Genomic DNA, 14759 nt, shown 5'->3' on the forward strand with positions numbered 1-14759 from the left:
CGCAAGGCGGAACGATGAGTTCGTCAGGACGCGAAAGTTCGGATGGGTGTTTGAAAAACACGCTTGGATTCCGTGTAGTTGCGAACGCTTGACAGTTGCGGGACGCACGATCGGCTGGCAGCACACGGTCGTGATCCGCAGTGCTGCCAGGATCTCGTGTAGGAATGCAAACGGTTGCATTGACATCGGGCTACCCGACAAGCCGACGGCGCCGCGCATGACGCTCGACGGCGGACGCTGGGCGGCATGGACACAGCCTAAGCAAAGGCAGAAGGAGACGAACTTGAAACTGAAACAGGCATCGTCAGGCGGGTGGAGCGGCGTGCGCACGGTGGCCGCATGCGCCGTCGCACTGGGCTTGAGCAGCGGCAACGGCGCATTCGCGGCAAACGAGACCCTCGCCGCGTTCTACAAAAACCAGGTGGATCCGCATTTCGCGCTCGTGCACGCGGGCGTCGACGCGGCCGCGAAGCAGCTTGGCGCATCCGTCACGCACTACGCGCCCACGCGTCCGAACGATCTGGGCGAGCAGTTGAGCGAACTCGAGGACGTGAGCGTCAAGAAGCCCGGCGCGGTGCTGTTCATGGGCGTCAATCCGCGCGGAGTCGTGCCGGAAATCGAGAAGCTCAACGCGATCGGTATCCCGATCGTCAACTACAACGATCGCGTCGCCGGCGGCAAGTTCGCGTCAGTGGTCGTCGCGGACGATTTCGACCTCGGTTACGACGTGGCCCGCTATCTCCTCACGGGAATAGGGGGCAAGGGCAACGTTGTGATCCTCGAAGGGGTGCGGGGCTCAACGACGAGCGACGAACGCGTACGGGGCTTCAAGAAGGCGCTCGAGGAATTCCCGAACGCGCACCTGCTCGCGTCACAACCGGCGAACTACCAGCGTTTGCAGGCGTTGCAGGTGACGGAAAACCTGATCCAGGCGAATCCGAAGATCGACGGTGTACTTGCCGCGGCGGACGTGATGGCGATGGGTGCGATAGAGGCGCTCGAAGCGGCCGGCCGCAAGGACACGAAAGTCGTCGGCATCGGCGGCGTGCCGGAATCGGTGAAGGCGATCAAGGACGGGCGCCTGCTCGCGACCGCCGAATTCAACGGCTTCAAGATGGGCTGCATCGCGACGATGGCCGCGGTGCGCACACTGCGCAAGGAGCCCGTGCCGTCGACGGTTCTGATCAAGGGCATCGTGATCGACAAGACGAATTACGCGCCGTTCGAGGTGCCGGGCGACCAGCGACAGTGCCCGAAATGGGACGAAGTAGTCAGCAACTGACCTGACGACGTGCGGGCGATGCCGCGTCGCGCATCGCCCCCGTATCATTCGCACTGCAGAGGTAGGTATGGAAACCATGACTTCGAGCAGCCCGGTGCCACGGCTCGAACTACGCAAGATCTGCAAGAGCTTCCCTGGCGTCCGCGCGCTTTCGGACGTCGACTTGCAACTGTATCCCGGCGAAGTGCACATGCTGCTCGGCGAAAACGGCGCGGGTAAGTCGTCGCTGATGAAGGTGCTATTCGGCGCATACCGCGCCGATGCCGGCGAATTTTTCTTCGACGGCGAACCGGTCGCGATCGGGTCGCCCGCCGATGCGAAGCGGCTCGGCATCGCGGTGATTTTCCAGGAATTCTCACTCGTCCCGCATCTTTCGATTGCGCAGAACATCTATCTCGGACGCGAACCGCGCAACCGGTTCGGCCTCGTCGATCATCGCCGCATGCACGCGGATGCTGCGGCCGTGCTCGGCGAACTCGGGCTCGCGTACGACACGCGCATGCAGGCCGCCGAGCTTGGCGTCGCGCAGCAGCAGATGATCGAGATCGCGAAGGCGCTGTCGCACGACGCTCGCGTGCTCGTGATGGACGAGCCGACCGCCGCGATCTCGGACCGCGAGGCCGAGGCGTTGTTCGCAGTCGTGCACAGGCTTCGCGATGCGGGTGTCGCGATCGTCTACATCTCGCACCGGATGAAGGAGGTGTTCGACCTCGGCGACCGCGTGACCGTGCTGCGCGACGGACGCCTCGTGAAATCGATGACGGCCGCCGACACGACGCCCGACGAGCTGATCGCGCTGATGGTCGGCCGATCGGTCGGCACCGTCTATCAGCGCCGCTACGTCAGCAAGCCGGGCGACATGGCGCTGGACGTGAAGCAGTTGAGGACTGCCACCGGCGTGAACGGCGTCGATCTCCACGTGCGCTGTGGCGAGATTGTCGGGCTGTCGGGCCTCGTGGGAGCGGGGCGTTCGGAAGTCGTCAGGGCGGTGTTCGGTGCGGATCCAATCCAGAGCGGCCGGGTCGAGATCTTCGGCCAGCAGGTGACAGGCGGGCCGCACAGGGTGGCGGCGCGCGGCGTTGGCCTGATTCCGGAGAACCGCAAGCAGCAAGGGCTCGCGCTCACGCGCTCGGTGCACGAAAACCTGCTTGCCGCCAGTCTGTGGCGGATGTTCCCGAAGGGCTGGTACCGCGCGGAGCAAGCGAGGTGCGCGACGCGCGAGTTGATCGATTCGCTGCGAATTGCGCCCGGCGATCCGGGCAAGCGCGCGCAGTTCCTGAGCGGCGGCAACCAGCAAAAGATTGTGATCGGCAAATGGCTGAGCGCCGGCTGCCGGCTGTTCATCTTCGACGAACCGACGCGCGGCATCGACATCGGCGCAAAGACCGAGATCTTTGCGCTGATCGAACGCCTCGTCGAAGAGGGGGCGGCTGTGCTGCTGATCAGCTCGGAGCTCTCGGAGATCGTGCACGTGTGCGACCGCGCGTACGTCATGCGCGAAGGCACGATTTCGGGCGAACTGCCAAAAGACAGGCTGAGTGAGCGAAACATTCTGGCGTTGGCCATGCATGAGGAGGCGTGATGACAACAGGTCAACTACAGCAGGCCCCGCGATTCGCCGCGCGCCGGCGGCGGCCGCTGCCGTCCATCGTATGGGTGAGCGTCGCGCTTGCGGCGATCGCGGCGATCGGGGTTCCGGGGTTCGCATCAAGCGGCAACCTGGCGGACATTGGCTCGCAAATCGCCATGCTCGTCGTGATCGCGATGCCGATGACACTTGTGATCCTTAGCGAAGGGCTCGACCTGTCCGCGGGCGCGGTGCTGAGCCTCGGTGGCGTCGTGTTCGCGCAGGCTCTCGCGGCGGGCGCTGGCATCGTGCCCGCGCTGCTCGTGGCGGCGGCAGTGGGTACGCTGGCCGGCGGCTTGAACGGCACGCTCATCGCGCAACTGCGCTTGCCGCCCTTCGTCGTCACGCTCGCGATGCTCGGCATCGCCCGCGGCATGGCGCTGGTGCTGACCGACGGCAATGCAGTCGTGGTTGCGACGCCCGCGCTCTCGCACCTCTATGCGATGACGGTCCTTGGCATGCCGTTTCCGATCGTTTGTGCGCTCGCGGCCTGGGCGGTGACATACGTATTGCTCTATCACACGAAGTTCGGCACCTACGTGTTCGCGATCGGCGGCAATCGCGACGCGCTGACGCTCGCCGGCGTCAAGGCGAAGGTCTTCCATGTCGCGATCTATGCGCTGAGCGGGTTGTTCGCCGGGCTCGCCGCGCTGCTGCTCGTCGGCCGGATGAATGCGGCCGAGCCCAACGCCGCGATCGGCATCGAGTTCGATGCGATCGCCGCCGTCGTGCTCGGCGGTACGTCGTTCGAGCGCGGTGATGGCTGGCTCACGGGCACGGTGTTGGGCGTCGTGACGATCGGCATGCTGCGCAATGCGCTCAACCTGCTTGGCGTCGAGTCGTCGCTACAGGTGGTGTCCGTCGGCGTGCTGGTCCTGCTCGTCATTCTCGTCGACAGCCTTCGCAAATCCCGTTTCCTCGGAGCCCATGCATGAGTATCCAGAATCCTTCCCGGTTCTTGCTGAACCGTGTCGGGCGCCTCGACGTCCGCCGTCACATTCGCGACGAAAGCGCAGCACTGGTCTACCGGATGTTTCTGGTCGCCGCGATAGCGCTGGCGCTCACGATCGCGACCGACGGCTTCGCGACATCGGCGAATCTGCTCAACGTCCTGCGGCAGGCGAGCCTGATGTTCCTGCTGGCATCCGGACTCACGCTCGTGATCCTGTCGGGCGGTTTCGACCTGTCGATCGCAGCTAACCTGACACTGTCCGCCTGTCTCGCCGCGGGGACCATGAAGTCCGGCGGTTCGCCCGTGCTGGCGGTTGCGACCGCGTTGGCGTGCGGTGGGTCGATCGGCCTCTTGAACGGCCTTGCCGTCACGCTGCTGCGCCTGCCGCCGTTTCTCGCGACATACGGCATGTTGTGGATCGTCCAGGGCCTGGCGTTCCACTACATGGGGGGCAACGAAATATTCGGTTTTCCAGAAGGTTTTCGCGCGCTCGGCACTGGCTTCTGGCTAGGCGTGCCGCTACCGGTCTACATGATGCTGATCGTGTTGATCGGCGGCTCGATTATCACCGCGTGCCTCAATTTCGGCCGCGAAATCTATGCGATCGGTGCGAACGCCGAGGCGGCGCGATTGTCCGGTATCCCCGTGCGCGGCCGGCGAATCGCGGTCTACACGATCAGCGGTCTGATGGCGGGCATCGCGGCGATCGTCTATCTGGCGCGTGTCAATGCGGCAGATTCCGCAATGGGCGAGCCGATCCTGCTGCCGGCGATCGCCGCGATCCTGATCGGCGGCGCGTCGCTGTTCGGCGGAACGGGCACTTTGCTCGGCACGTTGTTCGGATGCGTGATCCTGTCCCTCGTGATCGACGGCATGAACCTGCTGAACCTCGACGCAAACTGGCAGCCCATGATGGTCGGCGCGATCCTGTTGCTCGCCGTGCTGGCCGACGCGCTCGCGCGGCGTCAGGGCGGCCGCACACGCTGAATGTGCCGATTGCGCGGCGTGTCCGGTGACGCCCGAACATTCATTCGGACGTTTCGCGGTTTCGATAGTGGGTGCAATAACGAGACGATTTGACAAGCGGTGAGACTGATCGACGAAGTGCTCTCGCCCGATCTCGCCTAACATTGATTCAACGATGTAGGGCTCGGGTTACCCGGACTTGATGCGCCGAAGGGATCGAACGGGTAGCGGTGTGCCTGGCCTGATTCAAGCATCTATGCGGAATGGAAAATACACAAAACAATTCGTAGTACGAATGTATTCGAGTTCGATTGAGATCAACATCCGGTCCACGGACGGAAAAATGGAGGGGAAAGGTGGAGATGAGGAGAAGGATGATCACCGCGCTGCTAGGTGCCGCAATGAGCAGCGGCGCGCTGGCACAGAGCAGCGTCACGCTGTCGGGCAAGCTCGACGAGGGTATTACTTACGTCACGAACGAGGGTGGGCACTCCAATACGAAGATGGACAGCGGGGTGTTGTTTCCGAACCTGTGGATCCTCTCAGGTCGTGAGGATCTCGGAGGCGGCTACGCGACACTGTTCAAGCTGTCGTCGCTCTTTAACCTGAGCAACGGCGAACTGAACCAGCCGAACACACTGTTCGGGCAACAATCCTGGGTCGGCGTCCAGACGCCGTACGGCACGATCTCGCTCGGCAACCAGTTCGATTTCAGCGCCGACTATTTCGGTCAGTTCAACGTCAGCACGGCGGGCAGTGGCTATGCAATCCACCAGGGTGACTTCGATCGCACGAACAACGATCGCCTGAAGAATTCGATCAAGTACGTGAGCCCGACGCTGTTTGGCGGCCTGACGTTCGGCGCGATGTATGGATTCAGCAATACAGCGGGCAGCTTCCACGACAACAGTGGCTGGAGTGCCGGCGCGCAGTACGCGAACGGCCCGTTGACAGTCGCCGCCGCCTACACGTATGTGGCAACGCCCACGCTCGACCCGTACGCGCTGATCGGCGTGCACACGTTCTTCGGACAGCAGGTTGCCAGTGTGTCGGACAACGTTGCAACCGATCTCGCGCCGGAATTCCAGATCCGGTCGCTCGGGACGCTGGGCATCGGCGCGTCCTATGCGATCGGCGACGTCACGCTGTACGGCAACTTCAGCAACACGGTCCTGAAGTATCTCGATGAGGACTCGGTGATGCATGTCTACGAAGGCGGCGCGACGTGGCAGGTGACGCCGGCGCTCCAGCTCGTCGGCGGCTATCAGCACACGGGATTCGAGGGCCACACGTGGAACCAGGTGACGGCGGCCGCGCTGTATGCGTTGTCCAAGCGCACCCAGGTCTACGTATCCGGCGATTACCTCAAGGCATCGGCCGGCGTGAACGCGGTGATCGGCGCGAGTTTCCAGCCGTCACTGGCGGGCCAGCAGGCGGACGTGCGCGTCGGCGTCTATCACAGCTTCTGATCGCACGCCAAAGAAAGCGGTATTCCATCCCGGCACTGGCCGGACATATCAACATGAGGTTGGAGGAGCGGAAACATGAACAAAGCCATTTGCGCGACTGTACTGACGGGCGTCGTCGCCGCAGGAGCGATTGCGTGGGCGAGCGATGCGCCCGGCAACGGTCCGAAGCTGATCACCAACATTGCCGTGACGAGCGCGAAGCCGTTTGGCTTCGACATCAGTGCGTCATCGGACGGCACCTACTACCTGGCCGACGGATCGAATGCGACGGTCGATGTATTCGACTCGAAGACCATGACGCTGCGTGACCGGATCTCCGCGGACTTCGCGGGTATCGGTCCGACCCATGACAAATCGGGGCCGTCCGGCGTGATCCCGATCCCGGGATCGTCGCTGATATACGTCGGCGACGTGAATGCGGTCAAGGTGATCGACGTTTCGTCGAAGCAGCTCGTCAAGCGTATCGAGGTCAGCACCTCGGGCATTCGTGCCGACGAAGGCTGCCTCGATCCCGATCACCACGTGGTGATGTTCTCGAGCGGTGCGGAAGAGCCGCCGTTCGCGACGTTCATCGACACCAATTCGCAAGCCGTCATCGCGAAGCTGCCGCTCAAGGATTCGACCGGGCTCGAAGCGTGCGCCTACGATCGCAAAGCGCAGAACTTCGTGCTGAACAACGATGGCACGAAGGCGAACCCGAAGGGCGAGGTCGACCTCATTCCGGTGAAGACGGTGCTCGAAGGCAAGCCGGAAGTCGCTGCGGTGTTCAAGCTGAAGGGCTGCGAAGGGCCGACCGGTGTCGCGCTTGGGCCGGGCAATGACGCATTGATCGGCTGCGATCCGGACGAGGGCGGCAAGCAGTCTACCGTGATCATCGATCGCACCAACGGCACGCCGCTGGCTGAGCTGCCGTTCGGTGGCACCGACGAGGCGGTCTACGACCCGGTCTCGAACCGCTACTTCCTCGCCGCCGGCCATCATTCGGCGGACAACGTGTCACAGGTCGGCAACAAGGCGGCGAAGTTCGAGCCGGCACTGGGTATCGTCGACGCAAGCACGCGCAGCCTCGTCGCCATCGTGCCGACGGGCACCGGCGCGCACTCGGTGGCAGTCGACGGCGAGTCGCATCACGTGTTCGTGCCGTTCGCAAAGGGACCGTCTCCGGATTTCGCAGGGACCGGCGTATCGGTGTTCGGCACGGAATAAAGGCTGTTCTCTCCAGTGAGTAGTGCGGCTTGTCCGCGAGGCGTATGAGCGACCGCCTCGCGGGCTTTTTCGCCGCACCCGTACGGCGTCGGAGAGTTGGGCTCAGCCCGATTGCGCGGCGCTCGAGTCGGGTGATGGACGCGAGTCGGGCGATGGACGCGAGTCGGGCGATGGACGCGAGGCATTCCCCGTGTCCTGCTGCTGCGTTGGCGGATGGTATCGCGGGTACGTGTGTTCGTGACGGAGGTGAAAGTGCTCGTGCGCACTGGACGTTGCCGTCGTGAACGCACCGAGCGCGAGTGCTGCACCCAGCATCCAGGTCTTCATGGCGATTCTCCCAGGTGCCGGATCGCGGGCACCTGAATCCAGCTTAGACAGCATAGATGGGCTGCATTTATACGTGAATACCCTGGATCGTGACCGGAATTGAAAAGGCGGCATTCGTTCGTTCGATTGCCGGCCGCGGCGGACATGAACGAGGCACCGCGCACGCCGACTTTTTTCGGACTTACCGGTAAGCGCCCGGGCTCTGCGGTCACCGGAATTCGGCTGGTCGCCCGTACGCTGGTGCAAAGCAAACGGTTGGTGAGAAGGAGGAAAAGAAGTTGAACGTCAGGTTCTGGGTTAATCGAGCGGCATGCGCGGCCATCGTGGCGGCCGGTTGCGTGGCCGTCGTGTCGGGAGCGGCGCAGCAGGAGACGGTGCCGCCCGCGCCTACGACAAGCTACGCGCTCAGCTATGCGCAAACGCAGAAGCTGCTCGGCATCGCGGTAGCGGCCGCCAATGCACGCCATCTCGCGATGAGTTTCGCAGTGGTCGATCCGGGCGGCCATCTGCTCGCGGCGGTGCGCATGGACGGCGCGCCGTTCGCGACGCTCGATTTCGCGCGCGGCAAGGCTTTCGCGTCCGTCGCGCTCGGCGGCCAGTCGGGCGCCACGCTCGAGCAGCGCTATCGCGACGATCCATCGGAGTACAGCAACGTTTCCAGCGCCGGCTATTACGCACCGTTCCTGCCGGCGCGCGGCGTGTTTCCGGTTTTCCAGAACGGACAGCTACTGGGGGCGGTCGGAGCGGGCGGCGCGCCGTCCGCGGTCGACGACGAAGTGCTCAAGGAAGCCATCGAGGCTTTTGGTGCGCGGACCTCGAGATGACGACACCTCTTTAATTGAAATCATGTCAGGACGACTTATGAAAAACACATCCGATACATTCAAACCGGGTGACGTGGCGGCAAACGACACGGAGTCAACCCGCGCGACGACGCAGGACGCGACGGTGCTTTGCCGGCGCACGATGCTCAAGCTCGGTTTCGGCGCGCTCGCGGCGGGCGCGGCAGGATTCGCAGGGGCCGCGCGTGCGGCAACAGGCACTGCCCCGGCGGGTAACAACGCGATGCAGTCCTTGCCGGGCGGCAAGGTCGTGCGTCTCGTGCCGTCGTGGGACACCGTTCAGGTCGGCCAGATGGCTCCGGGCACGCCCGCCGCCGTCACCGTCCGCTCCGGCGACACGGTCTGGTACGACGGCACGTGGACCAATTGGGGCAACGAAGCGAAATACGGCATGACGTTCAAGGAGCGCGAGCCGATCCGCAAGAAGTATCCGAACGGCGCGTTCTCGCTGATCGGTCCGGTGGCGATCGACGACGCGGAGCCTGGCGATCTCGTCGAGTGCCGGCTGCTGAAGATGAAGCCAATCGATTGGGGCTGGAACTCGGCGCCGCCCGGAGTGGGGGCGTTGCCGCACGACTTTGCGCCGTACCTGCGCTACCTGAAGTTCGACGAAGCGCGAGCCTACGCGTCCTATGTGCCTGGCGTCAACATTCCGCTGAAGCCATTCCAGGCCTATCTCGGTACGCAGCCGCCCGGCGACCGGCCGACCAGCGCGAACCTCGCGGGCAGCTACGGCGGCAACCTCGATTGCGCGGTACTGAACGTGGGCAGCTCGGTATTCCTGCCGGTGCAGTCGAGCGGCGGCCGCGTGTGGACAGGCGGTTCGATGGGCGCATCCGGCGAAGGGAACATCGACCAGACGTCGATCGAGACTGCGTTCGAGGAGATGCGCATCCAGTTCGTGCTGCACAAGCACAAGGGGCTCGACGGCCCGATGGCGGAAACGCCCGAACACTGGATCGGCTTCGGTTTTTCCGACAGCCTCGAAAGCTCGCTCGTCGCGTGCCTGCGGCAGATGATCGGCTGGCTGTCGGCCGCGACTGGCATCGCACCCGAAGATTGCTACGGCATCTACAGCGTGGCGGGCAGCTTCCGCGTGACGCAATACGCGAACCAGACCCACACGGTCTATGCGACCGTTCCGCCAAAGGGCATTCACTGCATGCTGCCGAAGCGCATTTTCTCGGCTGAGCTGCAGCGTCGCATTTCCGCTTACGTGCGCGCGTGAGCCGCACGGGGTTTTGTTGTCAGGTATGCATGCGCCGCGCCGGTGTTCGTGCGCCGGACACTTGCGCGTCGCAAGGAGGCAAGGAAATGAACATGGAAGACCTGAAAGACTCCAGACCGGTTGCGGCTCGTGCCGCGACCCCGGAGGCCGGCCGCACTGGCTGGTGTTTCGCGCTGTTCGTCTGTTTTCTCGTCGTGGTGCTCGACGGTTTCAATACCACATCGATTTCGTTCGTAGTCCCGACTCTCGCTCGCGACTGGCAACTCAGCGCCGCGGCGTTCACGCCGGTGTTCGTCGCGACGAACCTCGGCGCCGCGATCGGATTCATCGTGACGGGACCGCTCGCCCAGCGTTTTGGGCATCGGCTCGTTGGCTTTGCAAGTGTTGTGCTGTTCGGCGCCACGACGTGGCTCACGATGTATGCGGGCAATGTCGCCGTGCTCTCGGCAATGCGCGTGCTCGCGGCAATCGGCCTGGGCGCTGCGCTGCCGATCGCGATTGCCGCGTCGGCGTCGATCATCGGCGCGCGGCACAAGGTGGCGGCGTCGCTGCTCGTGACGACAGGCATGTCGGTTGGCGCGGTGATCGGCGGTGTCGTCGGCGGTCCATTGATGCACCGGTTCGGCTGGCAGGCGGTGTTTATGCTCGGCGGCGCGCTGCCTTTTGTCGTCGTGCCGGCGTTTTACCGCATCCTGCCGGCAGGCGCGCCTCGACGCGCCGAGCCTGCGCAGCACAAGCGCACGAACCCGGTAAGGGCGCTATTCGGCAACGGATTCGCCGCCTATACGTGCCTGCTGTGGCTGTTTTCGTTCCTGATCTTCATGGACGTCTACGCGCTGCTGCTCTGGCTGCCGACCCTGCTGCTCTCGTTCGGCTTCTCGCTCGAGCATGCGCCGGCCGGGATGGCGGCGTTCAGCATTGGCGGGCTCAGCGGCAACCTGCTGATGACCGCGGCAGTCACGGCGATGACACTGGCCGGCAACGTGCGGGTGAAAACGGCGTTGACGGTGGGCATCGTGGCCGTGATCGCGGGTATCGCCACGCTTTCCCATGCTGCCGTCCCGCCCATGGGCGTGCTGCTCCTGATCGGGGCAATCGGCGCGGGGCTCGTCAACGGGATCATGGGCCAGACCGCTCTGGCGGTCGCGTTCTATCCTGAGCACCTGCGCGCGACTGGCGTGGGCTGGGGACATGCGCTGGGCCGCGTCGGCTCGTTCGTCGGTCCCGCGATCGGCGGTGCGCTGCTCTCGCTCGGCTGGGCGCCGCGCGACATCGTGTTGACCGCGATTGTGCCGGCGTGCCTGGCGATCGTCGTGCTCGGTGCGTTGTCGGTTGCGGGACACCGCGCCGCCGCCCGTTCGTTGCCGACTGCCTGAATCACCGGCGGCGCTCTGCCGTTCGGCTCACTCAACTCGACTTTACCTGTACCCGTACCGATGAAAATCATTGCCTATCTGGACGCCGGCCGCACCGCGCTGGGCGTCGTCACCAGCCCGAGTCATTTCATTGCCGCCGCGGACGTCGCGCCGGATTTGCCGGCGGATCTCATCTGCATTCTCGAGCGCGACGACGGTCTTGCTCGCTTGCGCGAAGCGACTGCAGGCCGCTCAGGCGATCGTCTGCTCGCCGACGTGACGCTCAAACCGTTTCTGCATCGACCGAACGCCATGTGGGCGCTTGCGTTGAACTTCAAGAGCCATATCGCGGAGACCGGACTGCAGACCAACCCCGACTATCCGCACCTGTTCCTGCGCACCGCTGCGTCCTACGTCGGGGCGGGTGAGCCGATCGTCGCGCCGTCGGAATCGGTCGCACGCGCATTCGATTACGAAGGCGAGCTCGCCGTTATCATCGGCAAGCCGGGGCGATACATTCCAGTCGAGCGCGCGATGGACCATGTGGCCGGCTATACGTGCCTGAACGAGGGCTCGGTGCGCGAGTATCAGATGCACAACCGGCAATTCGGCCTCGGGAAGAATTTCGAGGCGTCCGGCTCCTATGGCCCCTGGCTGATGACCCCGGACGAATTCGGCGACCCCGCGCGGCATACCGTGCTCACGCGCGTGAATGGCGTCGTTCGCCAACGCGCACCGCTTGACGACATGCTGATCGACGTCGCGCGCACGATCAGCTACCTGAGCTGCGGCTATTCGCTGCGGCCGGGCGATCTGATCGCGATGGGCACGCCGGGCGCGCTCAAGCCGCAACCCGACGACGTCGAAGGCCAGGACCTGTCGCGCCAATATGGCCCGTTTCCGACGCCCGGGCTCGTGCACATGCGGCCGGGAGATGTGGTCGAAGTCGAAATCGACGGCCTCGGCGTGTTGCGCAATCCGGTGCTCGCCGATCCGGCCTGAAAGAGCAATTCGCTCGAGGCGCGTATCAAGCGCCCGGCGTACGATCCGGGCGCACGTGCTCGGGGCGCGCCGCGTTGCTCAGTCGTGCGCGTTGTTCAGCACGACCGAGTGACGGCGAAACTCGCTTGGCGGCACGCCCATGTGTTGCGAGAAGAAGCGCGTGAAGTGACTATGTTCTTCGAAACCCAGTTCGTCGGCGATGTCGGCCAGCGGCCGGTCGCTCGCCCCCAGCAATTGGATCGCGTGTGACATGCGCACCCAGTCAATGTAATGCTGCGGCGAGATCCCCATGCAGCGGCGGAACTGCTCGAAGAAGCGCGAGCGCGACAGGCCGACCTGCGCGGCGACCTGTGCGACGCTCGGATTCGGCATTGGCGAACGCTTGATGAAGTCTAGCGCCTTGCGGATCCGGAAGTCGACGGGGCGCGTGGACGGCGCGATGCCCATGTTCAGCGCCGGATCCGCGAAATCGCGCCCGAGCGCGGAAACGAGGTCTTCGAGAATCGGCATGCCGCCGTCGTCGTGCGCGACGAGATGGTGGGTGATCGAGGCTGAGAGGCGTTCAACGTGGTGACGCACGTCCGGCGTGACGACAACTACCGCGTCGGGAAAGATGCCCGCGTGACCGGATTCCGCAAGCTGCAGCCGTGCGCGCAGCCACGACGTCTCGACGACCAGTGACAGGATCAGCGAAGGCATGTCGTCATTGCCGCTCTTCGCGTGTTCGATCCACGGATTCAGGCAAATCGCTCGCTCGTTCGTGAGCATGCAATCCTGTGCGCCGATACGAAAGCCGCAGTCGGCGCCGCCGAGCTTGAACAGGAACTGGTACTGCGCATGCGCGTGGGCGACGAGCGGACGACTGATCAAATTGACCGTCGCGCGGCCAAAATCTCCCTGCAGGATCCAGACTGGCTTCTCCGAATCGATCGTCATGGTTGTCATAGGGGGCTGCTCGTTGCGGTGCGATGCCGTTGTGACATTCGCGTGGTCGTTAGCGGTGCGTTGCCGCGTTGTGGAACGATCGAAAGTTCTTCGAAACATTCTCAGACTTGATACTTCATCAAATGAATCACAGTGAGTCAATTGGTACAAGACACAGGTATGCCTGGTCCGTGATGCGGGCTTGCGAATATCGCAGGCGCAGCGTGATGTAGCGCTAGAATTCGGCAATTTCCGGACGATACGGCAAGCCATCGCTTCATTCGATCATCACGACGCGGATGAATCGCTCCATAGTGAGACTGGCGCGCGACATCACGCGCATGACAGCACATCGCAGACGATGAGAGGGGCGAAATGGCATGGTTTGAACGCGAGGGCATCTGCATTGCCTATGAAGAGTCTGGTCCGCAGGACGGACCCGTCGTGGTCTTCAGCCACGGCTTTTTGATGGACGGCGAGATGTTCCTGCCTAACGTCGAGAATCTGCAAGACGTATTCCGGTGCATCGTGTGGGACCAGCGCGGCTTCGGCGCAACGGGGCCGACCAATCGGGCATTCAGTTACTGGGATTCCGCGCGCGACCTGATCGGCCTGCTGGATCACCTGGAGATCGCGTCCGCGTCGCTTGTCGGCATGTCGCAGGGTGGGTTCGTGTCGATGCGCGCCGCGCTGCTGGAGCCTGACCGGTTCCGCGCACTCGCCCTGATCGCGACGCGCAGCGATCTCGACGACATGTCGGTCACGGACTCGTTCGAGCAGCTGAAAGCGGAATGGACACGCAGCGGCGCCGCGAACGTCGCCGGGAACCTGGCAGCGTTTCTCCTCGGCCCTGACTATGAGGCGTCAGCCTGGACGGCGAAATGGCAGCGCTTGCCGCGCGAACATTTCGATCATCCGGTCGATGCGCTGACCTCGCGTGACGACATCACGAATCTGCTCCACGACATTACGCACGCGTCTATCGTATTCCACGGCGACGCCGACGCGGCCATCGATCCCGGCTGCGGCGAAGCACTTGCCGCCCGGCTGCCGAACTGCAAAGGGATAGTAAGCGTGGCAGGGGCCGGGCATACGCCGAACCTGACGCATGCTCATGAAGTCAATCCGCTGCTGAGGGACTTCTTGCTGCGTTATGGACGCTGACGAAGGGGGCGGTTTCGTGCGAAGCACGCCAGTTCGCGCCGATGAAGGTACAGACCACGTTGCAGGCGATGATCGGCATCGGCGCGAACCGTCCATTCGACGTGTCCTCAGTAGGCGAGCTCCGCGACGTGCTTGCCTTTGTAGCGCGCAATGTCGAGCCCGTTCGCGCTCGGTTGCCGGTTGCCGAGCGCACTGGCGAGCGTCGTCGCACCATACGCGTGGCGCAGGTGATTGATCGTAATTACCGAGGGCGGACAGGTTGACAGGAGTTGGTGCCTCAAGTGCGGGGGTTTGGGTTTCGATGTTTGATTTGACATAAGATAAATTATCAACATATTTGTTTGTAGAGGCTAAGTTGTAATGTCCGCTTTTAGCCAAGTTCAAATGTCCGCTTTTTCGCAGCGTAAGCTGACCG

The 14759-nt window shown here is 63.6% G+C and carries 13 protein-coding genes and 1 pseudogene; 11 read left to right on the forward strand and 3 right to left on the reverse strand.

Annotated elements, in window-relative coordinates:
* Positions 1–283 precede the first annotated feature (283 nt).
* The 6 genes from P3T23_RS40510 (at position 284) to P3T23_RS40535 (ending at position 7502) form a co-directional block, all read left to right on the forward strand.
* Positions 284–1282, forward strand: a complete 999-nt coding sequence (locus P3T23_RS40510) for a sugar ABC transporter substrate-binding protein (protein WP_429321668.1) — start codon at positions 284–286, stop codon at positions 1280–1282.
* Positions 1283–1349: 67 nt separating this feature from the next.
* A complete protein-coding gene (locus P3T23_RS40515) occupies positions 1350–2864 on the forward strand; it encodes a sugar ABC transporter ATP-binding protein (protein ID WP_429321669.1) in 1515 nt (504 codons plus the stop codon).
* Entirely contained in the window at positions 2864–3844 is a 981-nt protein-coding gene (locus tag P3T23_RS40520; protein ID WP_429321670.1) for an ABC transporter permease, read from the forward strand. The genes P3T23_RS40515 and P3T23_RS40520 overlap by 1 nt, the downstream gene beginning before the upstream one ends.
* A complete protein-coding gene (locus P3T23_RS40525) occupies positions 3841–4848 on the forward strand; it encodes an ABC transporter permease (protein WP_429321671.1) in 1008 nt (335 codons plus the stop codon). The genes P3T23_RS40520 and P3T23_RS40525 overlap by 4 nt, the downstream gene beginning before the upstream one ends.
* Positions 4849–5201: 353 nt before the next feature.
* On the forward strand, positions 5202–6296 hold the full coding sequence (locus tag P3T23_RS40530) for a porin (RefSeq protein ID WP_429321672.1): 1095 nt from the start codon (positions 5202–5204) through the stop codon (positions 6294–6296).
* 75 nt (positions 6297–6371) lie between these two features.
* Positions 6372–7502, forward strand: a complete 1131-nt coding sequence (locus tag P3T23_RS40535) for a YncE family protein (protein WP_429321673.1) — start codon at positions 6372–6374, stop codon at positions 7500–7502.
* 102 nt (positions 7503–7604) lie between these two features.
* On the opposite strand, the gene P3T23_RS40540 is transcribed toward P3T23_RS40535, so the two are convergent.
* Entirely contained in the window at positions 7605–7829 is a 225-nt protein-coding gene (locus P3T23_RS40540) for a hypothetical protein (RefSeq protein ID WP_429321674.1), read from the reverse strand.
* 278 nt (positions 7830–8107) lie between these two features.
* On the opposite strand from P3T23_RS40540, the gene P3T23_RS40545 reads away from it, so the two are divergent.
* The 4 genes from P3T23_RS40545 to P3T23_RS40560 all read left to right on the forward strand — a co-directional run bounded on the left by P3T23_RS40545 (position 8108) and on the right by P3T23_RS40560 (position 12256).
* On the forward strand, positions 8108–8653 hold the full coding sequence (locus P3T23_RS40545) for a GlcG/HbpS family heme-binding protein (RefSeq protein ID WP_429321675.1): 546 nt from the start codon (positions 8108–8110) through the stop codon (positions 8651–8653).
* Positions 8654–8690: 37 nt separating this feature from the next.
* Entirely contained in the window at positions 8691–9899 is a 1209-nt protein-coding gene (locus P3T23_RS40550; RefSeq protein WP_429321676.1) for an acetamidase/formamidase family protein, read from the forward strand.
* A 92-nt stretch (positions 9900–9991) separates the two neighbouring features.
* Complete coding sequence (locus P3T23_RS40555; protein ID WP_429321677.1) at positions 9992–11275, forward strand: MFS transporter; 1284 nt, start codon at positions 9992–9994, stop codon at positions 11273–11275.
* Positions 11276–11335: 60 nt separating this feature from the next.
* Positions 11336–12256: a fumarylacetoacetate hydrolase family protein gene (locus tag P3T23_RS40560; protein WP_429321678.1), complete on the forward strand. Its 921-nt coding sequence runs from the start codon at positions 11336–11338 to the stop codon at positions 12254–12256.
* Positions 12257–12334: 78 nt separating this feature from the next.
* On the opposite strand, the gene P3T23_RS40565 is transcribed toward P3T23_RS40560, so the two are convergent.
* Positions 12335–13201: a helix-turn-helix domain-containing protein gene (locus tag P3T23_RS40565; protein WP_429321679.1), complete on the reverse strand. Its 867-nt coding sequence runs from the start codon at positions 13199–13201 to the stop codon at positions 12335–12337.
* A gap of 354 nt (positions 13202–13555) precedes the next feature.
* Between P3T23_RS40565 and P3T23_RS40570 the strand changes: the two genes are divergently transcribed.
* A complete protein-coding gene (locus P3T23_RS40570) occupies positions 13556–14344 on the forward strand; it encodes an alpha/beta fold hydrolase (protein WP_429321680.1) in 789 nt (262 codons plus the stop codon).
* Positions 14345–14451: 107 nt separating this feature from the next.
* On the opposite strand, the pseudogene P3T23_RS40575 reads toward P3T23_RS40570, so the two are convergent.
* A pseudogene (locus tag P3T23_RS40575) lies at positions 14452–14559 on the reverse strand (NAD(P)H:quinone oxidoreductase); the annotation flags it as partial.
* Positions 14560–14759 lie beyond the last annotated feature (200 nt).

Source organism: Paraburkholderia sp. GAS448, assembly GCF_050435685.1.
GTDB lineage: Bacteria > Pseudomonadota > Gammaproteobacteria > Burkholderiales > Burkholderiaceae > Paraburkholderia.

Excerpts from the sequence above, each read along its gene's own strand:
- P3T23_RS40515 (WP_429321669.1), top strand. The coding sequence starts at position 1,350 with ATGGAAACCATGACTTCGAGCAGCCCGGTGCCACGGCTCGAACTACGC.
- P3T23_RS40520 (WP_429321670.1), top strand. The coding sequence starts at position 2,864 with ATGACAACAGGTCAACTACAGCAGGCCCCGCGATTCGCCGCGCGCCGG.
- P3T23_RS40525 (WP_429321671.1), top strand. The coding sequence starts at position 3,841 with ATGAGTATCCAGAATCCTTCCCGGTTCTTGCTGAACCGTGTCGGGCGC.
- P3T23_RS40530 (WP_429321672.1), top strand. The coding sequence starts at position 5,202 with ATGATCACCGCGCTGCTAGGTGCCGCAATGAGCAGCGGCGCGCTGGCA.
- P3T23_RS40535 (WP_429321673.1), top strand. The coding sequence starts at position 6,372 with ATGAACAAAGCCATTTGCGCGACTGTACTGACGGGCGTCGTCGCCGCA.
- P3T23_RS40540 (WP_429321674.1), bottom strand. The coding sequence starts at position 7,829 with ATGAAGACCTGGATGCTGGGTGCAGCACTCGCGCTCGGTGCGTTCACG.
- P3T23_RS40550 (WP_429321676.1), top strand. The coding sequence starts at position 8,691 with ATGAAAAACACATCCGATACATTCAAACCGGGTGACGTGGCGGCAAAC.
- P3T23_RS40555 (WP_429321677.1), top strand. The coding sequence starts at position 9,992 with ATGGAAGACCTGAAAGACTCCAGACCGGTTGCGGCTCGTGCCGCGACC.
- P3T23_RS40560 (WP_429321678.1), top strand. The coding sequence starts at position 11,336 with ATGAAAATCATTGCCTATCTGGACGCCGGCCGCACCGCGCTGGGCGTC.
- P3T23_RS40565 (WP_429321679.1), bottom strand. The coding sequence starts at position 13,201 with ATGACAACCATGACGATCGATTCGGAGAAGCCAGTCTGGATCCTGCAG.
- P3T23_RS40570 (WP_429321680.1), top strand. The coding sequence starts at position 13,556 with ATGGCATGGTTTGAACGCGAGGGCATCTGCATTGCCTATGAAGAGTCT.